Below are 14,330 nucleotides of genomic sequence, written 5' to 3' on the forward strand. Positions count from 1 at the left end.
GGACACGCCGTTTTAGCCTGTGGAGGCGTGGTGCAATCAGGCCGCCCGATGAAGCAGGAACCCGGTACTGCGCGAGCAGCTATCACCCAGTAATGGGAATCCCCCTCCTGTGACGCGAAGCGCTAAGGTGGGGGAGGATGTCAACATCCTACTCCCGTTGGACAGAGGGGCCAAGGGTGAGGGCAATGCTGTTCACTTAAGAGAATTTGAGTTCCAGTCCACGTAGTATCAGGACAAAAAAGCGAGGGAGGCATGATGCCTCCCTCTTTCTATTGCAAGCCCCGCTGGATAAAGGCTGGAGGAAGATCGACTGGACACAGCCTTGCCCCCTCAACTCAAATCCAATTTATGAATAATCAGTCAAAAAAGTGCTTATCTGAACAGCATTGCAAGGGTGAGGGGAACTTCATCAAGTAGGGCTGCAAGGCCTTTGGTATCAATGGCTTTCTGAACGGAAGATAACAGGAAAAACGGCTACGCATGCCGGTTCAAACCGCTATAATGTGCCACCTTGGATCAGTCGTCAGTGAATGTTGGACAGTCAATTGAGTAATAGAATGCGGATCGGTGGAACCCTCGAACAGTCCCTCAGCCAGGGATATCGTCTGGACCTGCAAGGGGTGTTGAAAGAGGGGTGGCAACAGACTCGTCGCACCGGTTTCGGATTGGCGCTGGCCATCGCCGGGGTCATGGCAATCTGGATCCTGCTGAGCAATACCTTGCTGACGCCCTATGTCGCCCGTGAAGGAGGGGATATGGATATGGCCCTGATCCTGAGCCTGCTGGCCACGGTGATCATGTCACCCATGACCTCCTCCCTCGACATGCTGGGGTTGCAGCAGTCGGTGGGGGTACGCGCCCGGCCGAGCCAGGTGTTCGACTTCTTCCGCCACTTCCTGCGCCTGGGCAGCCTGAGTCTGCTCGGCAGCCTCATCACCAGCCTGTTTGGACCCCTGTTCGAGCTGCTGGGTGTGCCTGTGATGCTGGCCTTCATCCCTTCCGCCCTGGTGGGCATGGGGCTGGTGTTTACCGTACCTCTGGTGCTGGAGCGCGGTCTTTCCCCGGCTCAGGCCATTCTGGTCTCCCTCAAGCTCTTTGCCCGGGGCTGGCCCAGCATAGTGCTGCTGCACGGGGTCATGCTGGCACTCTTCTTCCTGGCGCTCATCCCCATGGGGCTGGGACTTATCTGGGTGGCGCCGCTCTACTTCAACTGCAAGGGCATTCTCTACCGGGATCTGTGTGGGGTGGCAGTCGAAGTGACCGAGGTTGCCAGTGGCAACGACGGGCAGGGCCCGGATCATTTCAACGCATAATGGAATACCAGGGGTCAGCCGGTGTCGACCCGCCCGGAGCATGATGCAAAAGGATGGCATATGAACAAGCGATACGGGATGGCGGCGCTCCTGCTGATGCCCATGCTGGGACAGGCTGAGCCGTCCCTTGAACTCGACTACGGCACCTTCTACAGCCAGATGAAGACCTTCGCCAAGGGGGAATTTGGCCACGCCAGACTGGGCTTTTATCTGGCCAGTCAACAGAACGGTCGGCGCTGCGGGCTCACCTCGGCACGGGTCTCGACCCCGGACAGGGATGTGCCCGCCGAGGTCACGGTGGATGGCGAACTGCGTCTGCCCTATGACGATGATCTCAACCTCGACAAGGCGATCGTGGTGGTGGGGCTCACCGAGGCCCACGCCGCCTGTGATCTGTCGGTACAGGTGATGGCTGACGCCCCCGCCACACCCGAGGTGCCGCTGGCCGAACTTGTCTCGCGTCAGCAGCAGATGCAGCGATTGCTCGACAAGATGGCCGGCATGGTCGGCCAGTATTTCCTGCCCAAGATGGAAGGGGTGCGAATCTCCATGGTGGCGCCCGCAGGCACAGCCTACCTTGTGGAGGGTGCCCGTCAGGAGGCCGTCTCCTGGCAGCAGGGGCAACTGCTGCTCAGCAATGCGCAGCTGAAGGGGTTTGCCCAGGGCAAGCTGCAACTGCAAGGGGAGATCCTGCGCCTGACCCCCTGGCTACACAAGGAGTAGCGACCCGAGTCCGCAGATTGCCAGAATGAAAAAAGGAGCGCCTGGCGCTCCTTTTTTGTGGGTGACGGGGCTTAGCGCACCTCAATCACGTCCAGCATGTCCATCTCGTCGATGTCCAGCAGCGGCGCCTTGGGCAGCTCGGGCGGATCAAATGCCTTGTCGCCACCGTCGATGATGCCGGAGTCGCGATTGATGCTCTTGAAGTCAAACAGCTGGTGATCGAGCAGGTGGCTCGGGATCACGTCCTGAATGGCGGTGAACATGGTCTCGAGACGGCCTGGGAAGCGGCGATCCCACTCCTGCATCATCTGCTTGATGGCCTGGCGCTGCAGGTTCTCCTGGGAGCCGCACAGGTTGCAGGGGATGATGGGGAAGGCCTTGACCTCGGCATAGCGCACCAGATCTTTCTCCTTGCAGTAGGCCAGGGGGCGGATCACCACGTTCTTGCCATCGTCGCTCACCAGCTTGGGGGGCATGGATTTGAGCTTGCCACCGTAAAACATGTTGAGGAACAGGGTCTCGAGGATGTCGTCACGGTGATGGCCAAGGGCGATCTTGGTACAGCCCAGCTCCTGGGCGGTGCGATACAGAATGCCGCGGCGCAGGCGGGAGCAGAGCGCGCAGGTAGTCTTGCCCTCCGGTACCTTCTCCTTGACGATGGAATAGGTATCTTCTTCCACGATCTTGAAGTCGATGCCGAGAGTGCTCAGGTATTCGGGCAGCACGTGCTCGGGGAAGCCGGGTTGCTTCTGATCCAGGTTGACGGCCACCAGATCGAAATGGATGGGGGCGCTGGCCTTCAGGCTCATCAGGATGTCGAGCATGGCAAAGCTGTCCTTGCCGCCAGACAGGCAGACCATGATCTTGTCACCCTCTTCAATCATGTTGAAGTCGGCGATGGCCTGGCCCACGTTGCGCCGCAGACGTTTCTGCAGCTTGTTGAAACTGTATTTCTCTTTGGCGTTAAGCTCTTCTAGCATGGCCTCAAACCCGGGACAAAAATAAGCGGCTTATTATAGCCATGTCCCGGGGGAGGGCAAGAAACGCTTATGCAGGATGACGCCTGTCATCCACAGGGCAGCTGTAATCGTCGGGTTTGAGGATGAGAATGTCGCAGTTGAGCCTGTCCACCACGTGCTCGGCGGTGTTGCCAAGCAGGGCGGCAGAGAGGCCGGTACGGCCGACGCATCCCATGATCATCAGGGTGGCATTCAGATCGTCCGCCATGTCCGGCAGCACCTCCTCCGGCAAGCCTTCCGCCACCTTGGTCCACATGTGGTTGATGCCGAATTGATCGGCATGTTCCCGCAGCAGATCTTCATGGTGTTTGCGAATGGCATCGTTGTAGGCGTTGGGATCGAACTCTGGCAGTTCGATGGCGACATTGACCGGGGTGCCCGGGTAGGTGTTGACCAGATAGAGACTGGCACCAAGCAGCTCGGCGATGGCGATCCCCTCGCGGGTGATCCGCTCGTTAAGCACCTTCTGCTCCTTGTCATCGCTCGAGCAGTTGATGGCGGCAATCAGGTTGCCCCCCCGTTGACAGTGCCCTTCTTTTACCAGCAGAACCGGACAGGGGCATTTGCGCAGCAGGTGCCAGTCGGTGGGGGTGAAGATGAAGGTTTGCAGGAAGGAGTGTTTGTGAGTCGCCTTGACGACCAGATCGTGACGCTGTTCCAGCACTTCCTGAATGACGCACTCGAAGGGACGGTTGTGCCAAAGCACTTTCACTTCGCATTCCAGCCCTCTGGCCCGATAGGGAGTTAGGATCTCGTCGAGCCACTCCCGACGCTGGGCGATGACACCATGGCGCATCTCTTCCCGCTCGTCTGCCGAGAGCATGGCGGTCATCTCGTAAGAGAAGTCGTAAATCGTCAGGAGCAGGGTCAGCTGGGCGCCCTCATCCAGCTCGGCGACCTTGACCGCGCGCTCGAGCGCGATCTGGCGCTCCTCCTCGGGATTGATCACCACCAGAATGTTTCGGTACTTGACCATGTTCTCCTCCTTGGTAAAAAGGCCAATGATGGCAACTCTTTAGCTATTACAGCTTAGTCCAAGGGGGGAGACGGCAAGGTGTGCCGGATCAAATTTCAGGGTGATCCGATCCGGCAAAAAAGGAATAAACGGGGATTAACCGCAGGGAGGACGAGTGGCTCCGGCCATGACGCCCAAGGCAACGTTGTCCAGTACAGTAATGTATTTGCCTTTGACGCTGATGAGACCGGATTTCTGGAAACGGCCCAGCAGGCGGCTGATGGTCTCGACGGTGAGACCGAGGTAGTTGCCGATGTCTCCACGGGTCATGGAGAGGCGGAACTCCTTGGCGGAGAAGCCGCGCTCGGAGAAACGAACCGAGAGATTGTGCAGGAAGGCAGCGAGGCGCTCTTCGGCGTTCTTTTTGGAGAGCAGCAGTATCATCTCCTGGTCGCCCATGATCTCGTTGCTCATCAGCCGCATGATCTGCTGGCGCAGTTTGGGCATCTTGCCAGAGAGGTCGTCGAGCACATCGAACGGTATTTCGCACACCATGGCGGTTTCCAGCGCCTGGGCGAAGGAGGGGTGGGCCTGCTTGTGGATGGCGTCGAAACCGACCAGATCACCGGCGAGGTGGAAGGCGGTGATCTGTTCGTCACCCTGTTCGGTGATGGTGTATGACTTGATGGTCCCGGAACGTATGGCATAGAGCGACTTGAGCTCATCGCCGGCCTTGAACAACTCTTCACCCTTCTGGAACGGCTTTTTGCGCTCGATGATGCTGTCGAGCTGATCGAGCTCGTTATCGTTCAGGGTGAAGGGGATGCAGAGCTGGCTGATGCTGCAATCCTGGCAATGAATTGCACAGCCACCGCTCTGAATACGTCTGCCAGGTTTCTTGTCCGGGATCATAGGCTCAAATGAATAATTGATTTATATCAAACAAGTTTACCACCATCTCATCCGTTTTGGATAGGGTTTCAAAAGGACGCCATCCCGATCCAGAGGGTGTGGATCCCGTAGGCAATAAGCAGCAAGGCGCCCCCAAGGCGCAGGCTGCGCAGGGTGAGCCAGTAGCGCAATCGGTCTGCCAGCCCCCCTAGCGCAAACAGGGTCGGCAGGGTGCCGAGGCCGAAAAAGAGCATGATGAGTGCCCCGCCACTCGCGGAGCCTGCGGCAGCGCTCCAGGTCAGCATGGAGTAGACGAGGCCGCAAGGGAGCCAGCCCCATATCATACCAAAGGGGAGGGCCTGCCTGGCTGATGTAAACGGGAGAAACCTGCCTGCCAGCGGCTTGATGAGAGGCCAGAACTTCGCACCGATGCGCTCGAGCAGCAAGACGCCATGCCACCAGCCAGCCAAGTAGAGGCCGAGCGCTATCATCAGCAGGGCGGCGATGAGGCGAAGCCCTGCCAGGGCGTGTTTGCCAGCGCCTATCTCCGTGGTGGTGGCGAGCAAGCCGCCCACCAGCGCGCCCGCCAGCACATAGCTCAGGATGCGCCCCAGGTTGTAGTTGAGCAGATAACCGAGCCTGCCCCAAAAATGCTGCTTCTCGGCAGGTATGGCCATGGAGAGCGCTGCGGACACGCCGCCACACATGCCGATACAGTGGCCGGCACCGGCAAGCCCGACCAGCAGGGCGCCCATGAGGTCAAGGCTGCTGGTCATGGGGCCTGTTTTCCTGTTCTGCTTGTTGTTCAGAGGGGGGCAAGGGGCGCTGCTCCTCGTCAAACAGGATGTTGGAGCCCTGCCTGTCGAGATCCTCGAACTGCTCGGAGCGGATGGCCCAGAAGAAGACGGCGCCGGCAATGACAACGAACAGGATGGCGATGGGGATGAGGACGAAGATAATGTTCATGGCGCGGACCCTGTGGTGAAAGGGGGATGATAACCCGGCGAGGCAAGAGGTGCCGCCACCCGGGAGGATGCCAGATGGCTGCTCACCGGTTGAGCCGCATGGAGTTGGTGACCACGATGAGGGAGCTCAGGGACATGCCAGCAGCCGCCAGATAAGGGGGGAGCCAGCCACTTGCAGCCAGCGGCAGCACAAGCAGGTTGTAGCCGATGGACCAGGCAAAGTTCTCCTTGATGATCTTGCGAGTGCGCAGGGCCAGGGCCCGGGCGGCCAGCAGACGGGAGAGATCGTCGGCCAGCAGGATGGCGTCGGCACTGTTCTTGGCCAGATCCGTGCCCCCCGCCATGGCAAAGGACGCGTGGGCGCCGGCCAGCACAGGGGCGTCGTTGATGCCATCTCCCACCATGATGCTGATATCCCCGGCCGCTTCCCGGGCCTTGAGATAGGCCAGCTTGCCGTCCGGGGTGACCCCTTTTACCAGCTCATCGACCCCCAGCTCGCGGGCCAGCATGTCCGCCTGGTCCGAACCGTCGCCGGTGAGAATGGTGGTTTGCAGGCCTGCCTCCTTGAAGGCCTGGATCAGTGCACCGGCATCGGGGCGCAGCGTGTCGGCCAGGATGAAACGGGCCAGCAGTCCGTGTTCATCGGCCAGATAGATGGTCAGCCCTTGAGCGGCATTCTCTTCTTGCGCCAGTTCGAGCCAGCGTGCACTGCCGATGCGGTAATGCTTGCCCTCAATTACTCCCTGCACGCCGTGGCCGATGACGGGGGTGACGTCGCTGGCGGCGAGCGGCACCCCGTCCGCCAGTGGTTTGCTTCGAAACGCACGGGCGATGGGGTGCTCGGAGTAGGTCTCCAGGGCATGGGCGAGTGCGAGGCAGCGGGCTGCGTCGAGCTCGCCGAGGGGCTGGGTGCTCACCAGGCTGATGTTGCCCGTGGTCAGGGTTCCCGTCTTGTCCATCACGATGCGGTTGGCCCGGGTCAGAATGTCCAGCACGTGGCCGCGGCGCAGCAGGATGCCGCTGCGGGTCAGGTTGGCAGTGGCCGAGGTCAGTGCGGTCGGGGTGGCCAGCGAGAGGGCGCAGGGACAGGTCGCCACCAGCACCGCCAGGGTGACCCAGAAGGCCCGCTCGGGCTGATGAAAATGCCAGAAGGTCCAGACCGCGGACGCAATGATCAGGAGCACCAGGATAAAGTGGCGCGACAGCACGTCCGCCAGTTGGGCGATGGCGGGCTTGTCGTCCAGAGCATGATCCTGCAGGCGCATGATCTGGGCCAGACGCGACTCTTCAATGGAATGGCTGACCCGGATCTCCAGGGGGGCATCGGTGTTGATGGTGCCTGCATAGACGGGATCTCCGGCCTGTTTGAGCAGAGGCAACTGTTCGCCAGTCAGCATGGATTCGTTGAGGCTGGCCTGGCCCAGGGTGACGATGCCGTCTGCCGGCAGGGTGGCCCCCGCGAGTACCCGCACCCTGTCTCCGACTCGCAGCGTCTTGGCGGCCACCTCGTGCTCGCCGTCATCATCGATGCGGGTTGCCATGATGGGTACCAGGCGCGCCAGGTTGGAGCTCGACTCCGACGCCTTGCGCCTCGCTCGCAGTTCCAGCAGACGGCCCAACAGCAGGAAAAAGACGAACATGGTGATGGAGTCGTAATAGACCTCACCCGTGTTGAAGACCGTGGCCCAGATGGAGGCGACGAAGGCGCCGATCAGTGCCAGCGACACCGAAACATCCATGGAGAGGTGCCCCTGCTTCAGGCTGCGCCATGCCCCCACGTAAAAAGGCTGGGCCGAGTAGATCATGATGGGGGTGGAGAGCAGAAGGCTTATCCACTTGAAGTAGATCATGAACTCCTCTTCCACGCTGATGAAGAGGTCCATGTAGAGTGCCACGGCGCACATCATCACCTGCATGGAGCCAAGGCCGGCCAGCGCCATGCGGAACATGTAGCTGCGCACCTCTTTGGCGTAGAGCGCTTCCTGCTGATGAGTCTGGAAGGGATAGGCGCGATAGCCGACCCTGGCAAAGCCCTTGAGAATGTCGCTCAAAGAGAGCTGGGCCGGATCCCACTTGATGCGGGCGCGATGGGTGGTGGTATTGACGTTGATGTAACGCAGACCGCGCAGGGTCATCAGGTGCCGCTCGATGAGCCAGGCACAGGCGGCGCAGGTCAAACCTTCCACCGTCAGTTGGATCTCGCGCGTAGTTTCGCGACCTGTACCGGTGTCGGTGACGAACTCCTGCTGCACCTCCGCCAGATCGTAGTGGGTGAGGGCGGCGAGCTCTTCGGGCACCAGTTCCCCCTTGATGCCGGGAGCGGTGCGGTGTTCGTAATAACTGGCGAGGCCGCATTCGAGAATGGTCTGTGCCACGGCCTGACAGCCAGGGCAACACATCGGCTGAGCGATGCCTTTGATCTCGAGAGTAAAGTTACTGCCAGTGGGAACCGGTTCACCACAGTGAAAACAGCCGGTCATGGTGATCATCCCTCTTTGATGCAGCCCTGCAGGCCGGGTCGGGGAGAAGGGCGGCTGACCGGCGTGCCGATCACCCTGCCTTCGTGATTCAACGTCCCTTGGGATCGAGCTCAATCGCTGCCTGAGTCGGCAGTTGTGCCGTCTCCTGGAGGCGCCATTCATGGTTGAAGGCATCGACCCGCACGTGCCACTTGCCGGTGAGGGGCTTGTCGAGCATCAGGCGATAGACTCCCTTGCCATCGGCCGTCAGCAGATGTTCGCTGTCCAGGCCCGCCAACGTGGGATGAAACAGGGAGAGGTGCAGTGCCTGCCCGAGGGGGAAATCCCCGGACAGTGGATTTAACGTCAGCTCCTTGTCGCTGACATTGAGGGCGATACGGATGCCGAGCGCCTCGGCGCGATCGAACTTGCTGAGATCCTGGTTAATCTCCTTGCCCTGCTTGTAGTAGTCCTCCGCCACCAGGTTGACCCCATCCTTGCTGGCAATGATGGCGGTGGCGATGCTGCCTACCACGGCGGCGCAGGGGAGGGCGATGATGAACCAGGGCCAGAATTGGCGATACCAGGGTTGAGTCATGATGCTACCGAAACAAATGGTTAACGAAATGGCGGTAATTCAGCCAACACAAGATAGCAAAAAGCCTCGAAGAGTCGAGGCTTTTTGCTGATTAATCACGTGCTTATCACATGTTACTGCTGATTTTGCCGATCGTTGTGGGACAAGCTGTAAACGTAGGAAGCGAGCAGATGTACCTTGTCTTCCCCCAGAATGTCCTTCCAGGCCGGCATCACGCCGTGGCGCCCGTGGGTGATGGTCTGTTCGACCACCTGACGGGAGCCGCCATAGAGCCAGATGTTGTTGGTGAGATCCGGTGCGCCGAAGGCGATGCCGCCCTTGGCATCCGGACCGTGGCAGGCGGCGCACATGGCAAAGCGTGCTTCCCCTTTCTTGGCTTCCACCAGATCAACCTTACGACCGGAGAGGCTCAGCACATAGGAGGCAACCTCTTTCACCCCGTCCTGACCCAGGATCTCGCCCCAGGCGGCCATGATCCCCTGACGACCGCCCATGATGGTGGTCTTGATCTGGTCGGGTGCGCCGCCCCACTGCCATTCGCTGTCGGTCAGGTTTGGGAAACCGCGACCACCGCGGGCATCGGAGCCATGACACTGGGAACAGTTTTGCAGGAACAGGCGCTGACCCACCTTCAGGGCTTCCGGATCCTTGGCGATCTCGGTGATCTCCTTGTAGCTCTTGCCGTCAGCCTGATAGGTCAGCTCGCGGAACTTGGCGCCGAAGATCTCGTCGGCCTTGGCGAGTTCCCGGTCGTATTCCACCGCGCGTCCTTCGGCCTTGGCAGACTCGGCCGCCGCCTTGGACTCGGCCAGGGAACGCACATCCTGGTTGGAGCTCTGCCAGCCCAGCAGACCCTTGAAGTTGCCAAGGCCCGGGAAGGCGAGCAGGTAGATGAGCCCGGTGACGATGAAGAAGAGGAACATATAGGACCACCACTTCGGCAGGGGATTGTTGATCTCCTCGATGCCGTCGAAGGTGTGACCCATGGGTTTGCCCTCTTCGGCTCCCATCTTGTCCTTCATGCACCAAGCCAGCAGCAGGAAGCAGCCGAGAATGGTGCCAAGGCTTATGACGGTCACAAAAATGCTAAACAGAGTGCTCATTATTGCTTCGCTCCTGCGTTCTTGTTATCAGCACTGGGTTGCTCGTCATCGGCAAAAACCAGGTTGGCGGCCTCGTCGAAAGAAGCCTTGCGGCGCTTGCTGTAGGCCCAGACGATGATGCCAATCATGATGACCATCAGCAGCAGGGTGTACAGGCCGCGAAATGTGCCGTAATCCATATCCCGACTCCTTATTTCAGGGCATGGCCCAGTGATTGCAGATAGGCGATCAGCGCATCCAGCTCGGTCTTGCCCTTGACGGCCTCACCGGCGCCAGCGATGTCGGCATCGGTATAGGGCACGCCGAAGTGATCCCGGAACAGAGCCAGCTTCTTGCCAGTCAACTCGCCGCTCAGCACATTGGTCTCGAGCCAGGGGAAGGCCGGCATGTTGGACTCGGGCACCACGTCACGCGGGTTGATGAGGTGGGCGCGATGCCAGTCATCGGAGTAGCGGCCGCCGACCCGGGCCAGATCCGGGCCGGTACGCTTGGAGCCCCACAGGAAGGGGTGCTCCCAGACGCTCTCGCCGGCAACCGAGTAGTGGCCGTAGCGTTCGGTCTCGGCGCGGAACGGGCGGATCATCTGGCTGTGGCAGACGGTGCAGCCTTCGCGGATGTAGATGTCGCGTCCTTCCATCTGCAGGGCGGTGTAGGGCTTGAGGCCCTCCACCGGCTCGTTGGTCTGCTTCTGGAAGAACAGGGGGGTGATTTCCACCAGGCCCCCCAGGCTGATGGCGAAGATGATGCCAATCACCAGCATGGGGACGCTTTTTTCAAAAATCTCGTGACGGTTGTTGTTGCTCATGCTTTAAACCCCTTCAAATCAGGCTGGCTGTGCGACGGGTTCCAGAGAACCCTTGGGCGCAGTGACGGTGCGATAGGCGTTGTAGGCCATCAGCAGCATGCCGGTGACGAAGAAGCAGCCACCCAGGAAGCGCACGAAGTAGAAGGGATAGGAAGCTTGCAGCGCCTCCACGAAGCTGTAGGTCAGGGTGCCGTCGTCGTTGACCGCACGCCACATCAGGCCCTGCATCACACCGGAAATCCACATGGCGACGATATAGAGCACGGTGCCCACGGTGGCCAGCCAGAAGTGGACGTTGATGAGCTTGATGCTGTACATGCGCCCCTGCCCGAACAGGTTCGGGATCAGGTGGTAGACGGCACCGATGGACACCATGGCAACCCAGCCCAGGGCACCGGAGTGAACGTGACCGATAGTCCAGTCGGTGTAGTGGGAGAGGGCGTTGACGGTCTTGATCGCCATCATGGGGCCTTCGAAGGTCGACATGCCGTAGAACGACAGGGAGACGATCAGGAAGCGCAGGATGGGGTCATAACGCAGCTTGTGCCAGGCACCCGAGAGGGTCATGATGCCGTTGATCATGCCGCCCCAGGAGGGCACGAACAGGATGAGGGACATCACCATGCCCAGCGACTGGGCCCAGTCAGGCAGGGCGGTATAGTGCAGGTGGTGCGGACCGGCCCAGATATAGAGGGAGATCAGCGCCCAGAAGTGCACGATGGAGAGGCGGTAGGAGTAGACGGGGCGACCCGCCTGCTTGGGCACGAAATAGTACATCATGCCAAGGAAGCCCGCTGTCAGCAGGAAGCCCACTGCGTTGTGGCCATACCACCACTGCACCATGGCATCCATGGCACCGGAGTACATGGAGTAGGACTTCATGCCGGAGAGCGGCACTTCCATGTTGTTGACGATGTGCAGTACGGCCACCGTGATGATGAAGGCACCGAAGAACCAGTTCGCCACATAGATGTGGGAGGTGGTGCGCTTGACCAAGGTGCCGAAGAAGACGATGGCATAGCTCACCCAGACCACGGCGATGGCGATGTCGATGGGCCACTCCAGCTCGGCGTACTCTTTGGAGGTGGTGTACCCCAGCGGCAGCGAGATGGCTGCAGACAGAATGATCGCCTGCCAGCCCCAGAACACGAAGGAGGCGAGGGGACCACCAAACAGCCGGACCTGACAGGTGCGTTGCACCACGTAGAAGGAGGTGGCCATCAGGGCGCTGCAACCAAATGCAAAGATGACCGCATTGGTATGCAGGGGACGCAGACGGCTGTACGTCAGCCAGGGGGTGTCGAAGTTGAGGGCAGGCCAGATCAACTGGGCTGCAATCAATACACCCACCGACATGCCGACGATACCCCAGACAATCGTCATGACGGTGAACTGGCGCACAACGGTGTAGTTGTACTCAGGGTGGTTTGTTGTATGGCTCATCGTTGTATTCCGCTTCCGATGCTGTTGTTAGTGTTGCCCGGTGTCCTGGGCCATTTTCACCCCGGTTTTGCAAAATCCCCTCGTTAACATCTGTTAATAAAAGGAAAAGCAAAAGGTGGTTAAATGAAAATCCATTGAGAATGATACTGAAATGACCGGTAAAATAACAGTACAAACAGTGATATATTTGGCTCCAGCGGGTCTCATGTCCGCCAGTTTTTACCTTGAGCCAGATCACGAAAATTACATTTTCTACGTACCTTACAGAGCTGTTTTTTCATGAAAGAGAGACTCACTTCACGCAAAATCGTCCACCTGTCCATGGTGCTGGTCATTTTGCTCTCCCTGATGGCCTATCGAACCTGGTTTTCAGGCACAGGAAGCGACCATGCAGAGGGCTCCAATGTTCAGATTTGTGATCTGTCCCACAGCCCCTGCCGCCTCATCGTCGGGGATCGCCCGCTGACGGTCAGCATCGATGGCTTGCCGATCCGCCCTGAACATGACTTTGTCCTGCGCCTTCAAGGGGGTGTGCCGGCCATTACGCCGGTCAAGGCCTGGCTCGAGGGCAAGGAGATGTTCATGGGGCTCATCCCCGTGCTGTTTGAAGCCAGCGATGCGGGGTGGCGAGGGGTGACCCAGGTGGGAAGTTGTACGGCAGAGGCGATGGACTGGCTCTTGACCATCGAGTGGAGCAATGGCCAGCGCCATCAACTGACGTTGGGCGCGGCACGTTGAACGGACTCTCATCGGGCCCCAGGAGGGGGGATAAATGAAAATTGATTTGAAATTTTCAGGCAGGACGGTACCTTGCATTGATTATCAAAGAGTGAAGTTCATTTAATCATGATTGAAAAACAAGCATTTTATCGCACGCTCAACCAGCAGGCCCAGGCATTGCTAGAGGGCGAACCCGACATGATCGCCACCCTGGCAAACCTGTCTGCCCTGCTCAATCAGGAACTTGCTGACATCAACTGGGTTGGTTTCTACCTGCTGCAGGGCGAGACCCTGGTGCTCGGCCCGTTCCAGGGCAAGCCGGCCTGTGTGCGCATCCCGGTCGGGCGCGGCGTCTGTGGCACTGCGGTTGCCGAGGGCAAGACCCAGCTGGTGGACGACGTGCACCAGTTCGCGGGGCACATTGCGTGCGACGGTGCCAGCAACTCGGAAATCGTGATCCCGCTGCGCCGTGGCGGGGAGATCATCGGGGTGCTGGACATCGACAGTCCAATCTTTAACCGCTTTGACGAGCAGGACCGGATTGGCCTCGAAGAAACGGTGCAAATTTTGGAAAGCATGCTCTAAGTCATTGCTAGATGGTTCGCAAAAGGTCCCAAGCTCTCTATAATGGGGCCTTTGTTGTGTTCGGGCATGCCCGTGCGTCTATATGAAAGCCAAGGTTATACATGGAAAACACTGAAAAGCTGAAGAACAGTAAAGAGATCGTCGCCTACCTGGTCGAGAAATTCCCGGCCTGCTTCATCGCTGAAGGAGAGGCCAAGCCACTCAAGATTGGCATCTTCCAGGATCTGGCCGCGCGTCTTGCTGATGACGAGAGAGTCTCCAAGACCATGCTGCGCTCTGCTCTGCGTCAATACACCTCCAGCTGGCGTTACCTGCATGGCCTCAAGGCTGGCCAGGCCCGTGTCGATCTGGACGGCAACCCGGGCGAGCTGCTCACCGAAGAGCACATCGAGCATGCCAAACAGGCGCTCAAGGAGAGCAAGGAACGTGTCTTTGCCAGCCGCCGCACCAACACCAAGGAGAAGGAAGACAAGCCCAAGCAGCCGCGTCGCAACGCGCCGCGCAAGGCTGACGCTCCCCGCTCCGACAAGCCCAAGTCCGCCCCTGCTCCCAAGGCTGCACCGGTCGCCGATGCGCCGCTGGTGAAAGTGGATGCCGCTACCCTGAAAGTCGAGCAGGGCGTGCGCGTCGTGCTGGGCAAGTCCCCTGTGCCTGCGACCATCAAGGAAGTGACCAAGGATGACGTACAGGTTCAATTGCAGACCGGCATGATGTTGCGGGTCAAGTTCGAGCATCTGGTTCTCTAAGGAGA

At 59.5% G+C, this 14,330-nt stretch carries 17 protein-coding genes; 5 read left to right on the forward strand and 12 right to left on the reverse strand.

What is annotated here, in order from left to right; all coding sequences use genetic code 11:
• Positions 1-557: 557 nt before the first annotated feature.
• Both J9892_RS19575 and J9892_RS19580 read left to right on the forward strand, forming a co-directional pair.
• A complete protein-coding gene (locus J9892_RS19575; protein WP_161470532.1) occupies positions 558-1,313 on the forward strand; it encodes a hypothetical protein in 756 nt (251 codons plus the stop codon).
• Between the two features lie 60 nt (positions 1,314-1,373).
• Positions 1,374-2,036: a DUF2987 domain-containing protein gene (locus J9892_RS19580; RefSeq protein WP_041211435.1), complete on the forward strand. Its 663-nt coding sequence runs from the start codon at positions 1,374-1,376 to the stop codon at positions 2,034-2,036.
• 71 nt (positions 2,037-2,107) lie between these two features.
• On the opposite strand, the gene ttcA is transcribed toward J9892_RS19580, so the two are convergent.
• From ttcA to J9892_RS19640, 12 genes are all read right to left on the reverse strand, one after another.
• The gene (ttcA, locus tag J9892_RS19585) at positions 2,108-3,016 is read right to left on the reverse strand and encodes a tRNA 2-thiocytidine(32) synthetase TtcA (protein ID WP_010674783.1); all 909 of its coding nucleotides are present in this window, start codon (positions 3,014-3,016) and stop codon (positions 2,108-2,110) included.
• Positions 3,017-3,083: 67 nt separating this feature from the next.
• Positions 3,084-4,031: a universal stress protein UspE gene (uspE, locus tag J9892_RS19590; protein ID WP_161470531.1), complete on the reverse strand. Its 948-nt coding sequence runs from the start codon at positions 4,029-4,031 to the stop codon at positions 3,084-3,086.
• Between the two features lie 135 nt (positions 4,032-4,166).
• A complete protein-coding gene (locus tag J9892_RS19595) occupies positions 4,167-4,922 on the reverse strand; it encodes an FNR family transcription factor (RefSeq protein ID WP_010674781.1) in 756 nt (251 codons plus the stop codon).
• 68 nt (positions 4,923-4,990) lie between these two features.
• A complete protein-coding gene (locus J9892_RS19600) occupies positions 4,991-5,677 on the reverse strand; it encodes a sulfite exporter TauE/SafE family protein (RefSeq protein WP_010674780.1) in 687 nt (228 codons plus the stop codon).
• Positions 5,661-5,867 carry a cbb3-type cytochrome oxidase assembly protein CcoS gene (gene ccoS, locus J9892_RS19605; RefSeq protein ID WP_041211434.1) on the reverse strand — a complete coding sequence of 69 codons (207 nt, stop codon included), beginning with the start codon at positions 5,865-5,867 and terminating at the stop codon, positions 5,661-5,663. The genes J9892_RS19600 and ccoS overlap by 17 nt, the downstream gene beginning before the upstream one ends.
• A gap of 82 nt (positions 5,868-5,949) precedes the next feature.
• Entirely contained in the window at positions 5,950-8,346 is a 2,397-nt protein-coding gene (locus tag J9892_RS19610; RefSeq protein WP_210538750.1) for a heavy metal translocating P-type ATPase, read from the reverse strand.
• Between the two features lie 88 nt (positions 8,347-8,434).
• A complete protein-coding gene (locus J9892_RS19615) occupies positions 8,435-8,923 on the reverse strand; it encodes a FixH family protein (protein WP_010674777.1) in 489 nt (162 codons plus the stop codon).
• A 113-nt stretch (positions 8,924-9,036) separates the two neighbouring features.
• Positions 9,037-10,026: a cytochrome-c oxidase, cbb3-type subunit III gene (gene ccoP, locus J9892_RS19620; protein WP_210538751.1), complete on the reverse strand. Its 990-nt coding sequence runs from the start codon at positions 10,024-10,026 to the stop codon at positions 9,037-9,039.
• On the reverse strand, positions 10,026-10,205 hold the full coding sequence (locus J9892_RS19625; RefSeq protein ID WP_010674775.1) for a CcoQ/FixQ family Cbb3-type cytochrome c oxidase assembly chaperone: 180 nt from the start codon (positions 10,203-10,205) through the stop codon (positions 10,026-10,028). The genes ccoP and J9892_RS19625 overlap by 1 nt, the downstream gene beginning before the upstream one ends.
• Positions 10,206-10,216: 11 nt before the next feature.
• Positions 10,217-10,831, reverse strand: coding sequence for a cytochrome-c oxidase, cbb3-type subunit II (ccoO, locus tag J9892_RS19630; protein ID WP_010674774.1), 615 nt, complete (start codon positions 10,829-10,831; stop codon positions 10,217-10,219).
• Positions 10,832-10,849: 18 nt separating this feature from the next.
• Positions 10,850-12,274, reverse strand: coding sequence for a cytochrome-c oxidase, cbb3-type subunit I (gene ccoN / locus J9892_RS19635; RefSeq protein WP_010674773.1), 1,425 nt, complete (start codon positions 12,272-12,274; stop codon positions 10,850-10,852).
• Positions 12,249-12,512 carry a hypothetical protein gene (locus J9892_RS19640; protein WP_125117269.1) on the reverse strand — a complete coding sequence of 88 codons (264 nt, stop codon included), beginning with the start codon at positions 12,510-12,512 and terminating at the stop codon, positions 12,249-12,251. Before J9892_RS19640 ends, ccoN begins: the two co-directional genes overlap by 26 nt.
• A 41-nt stretch (positions 12,513-12,553) precedes the next feature.
• On the opposite strand from J9892_RS19640, the gene J9892_RS19645 reads away from it, so the two are divergent.
• The 3 genes from J9892_RS19645 to proQ all read left to right on the forward strand — a co-directional run bounded on the left by J9892_RS19645 (position 12,554) and on the right by proQ (position 14,325).
• Positions 12,554-13,012 (forward strand): hypothetical protein, encoded by a 459-nt coding sequence (locus J9892_RS19645; protein WP_010674772.1) that lies wholly within the window; start codon positions 12,554-12,556, stop codon positions 13,010-13,012.
• 108 nt (positions 13,013-13,120) lie between these two features.
• Complete coding sequence (locus J9892_RS19650) at positions 13,121-13,579, forward strand: GAF domain-containing protein (RefSeq protein WP_010674771.1); 459 nt, start codon at positions 13,121-13,123, stop codon at positions 13,577-13,579.
• 101 nt (positions 13,580-13,680) lie between these two features.
• Entirely contained in the window at positions 13,681-14,325 is a 645-nt protein-coding gene (gene proQ, locus J9892_RS19655) for an RNA chaperone ProQ (protein ID WP_010674770.1), read from the forward strand.
• The last annotated feature ends 5 nt before the right edge of the window (positions 14,326-14,330 follow it).

The organism is Aeromonas sp. Prich7-2 (assembly GCF_017939255.1).
Lineage (GTDB): Bacteria > Pseudomonadota > Gammaproteobacteria > Enterobacterales > Aeromonadaceae > Aeromonas > Aeromonas caviae.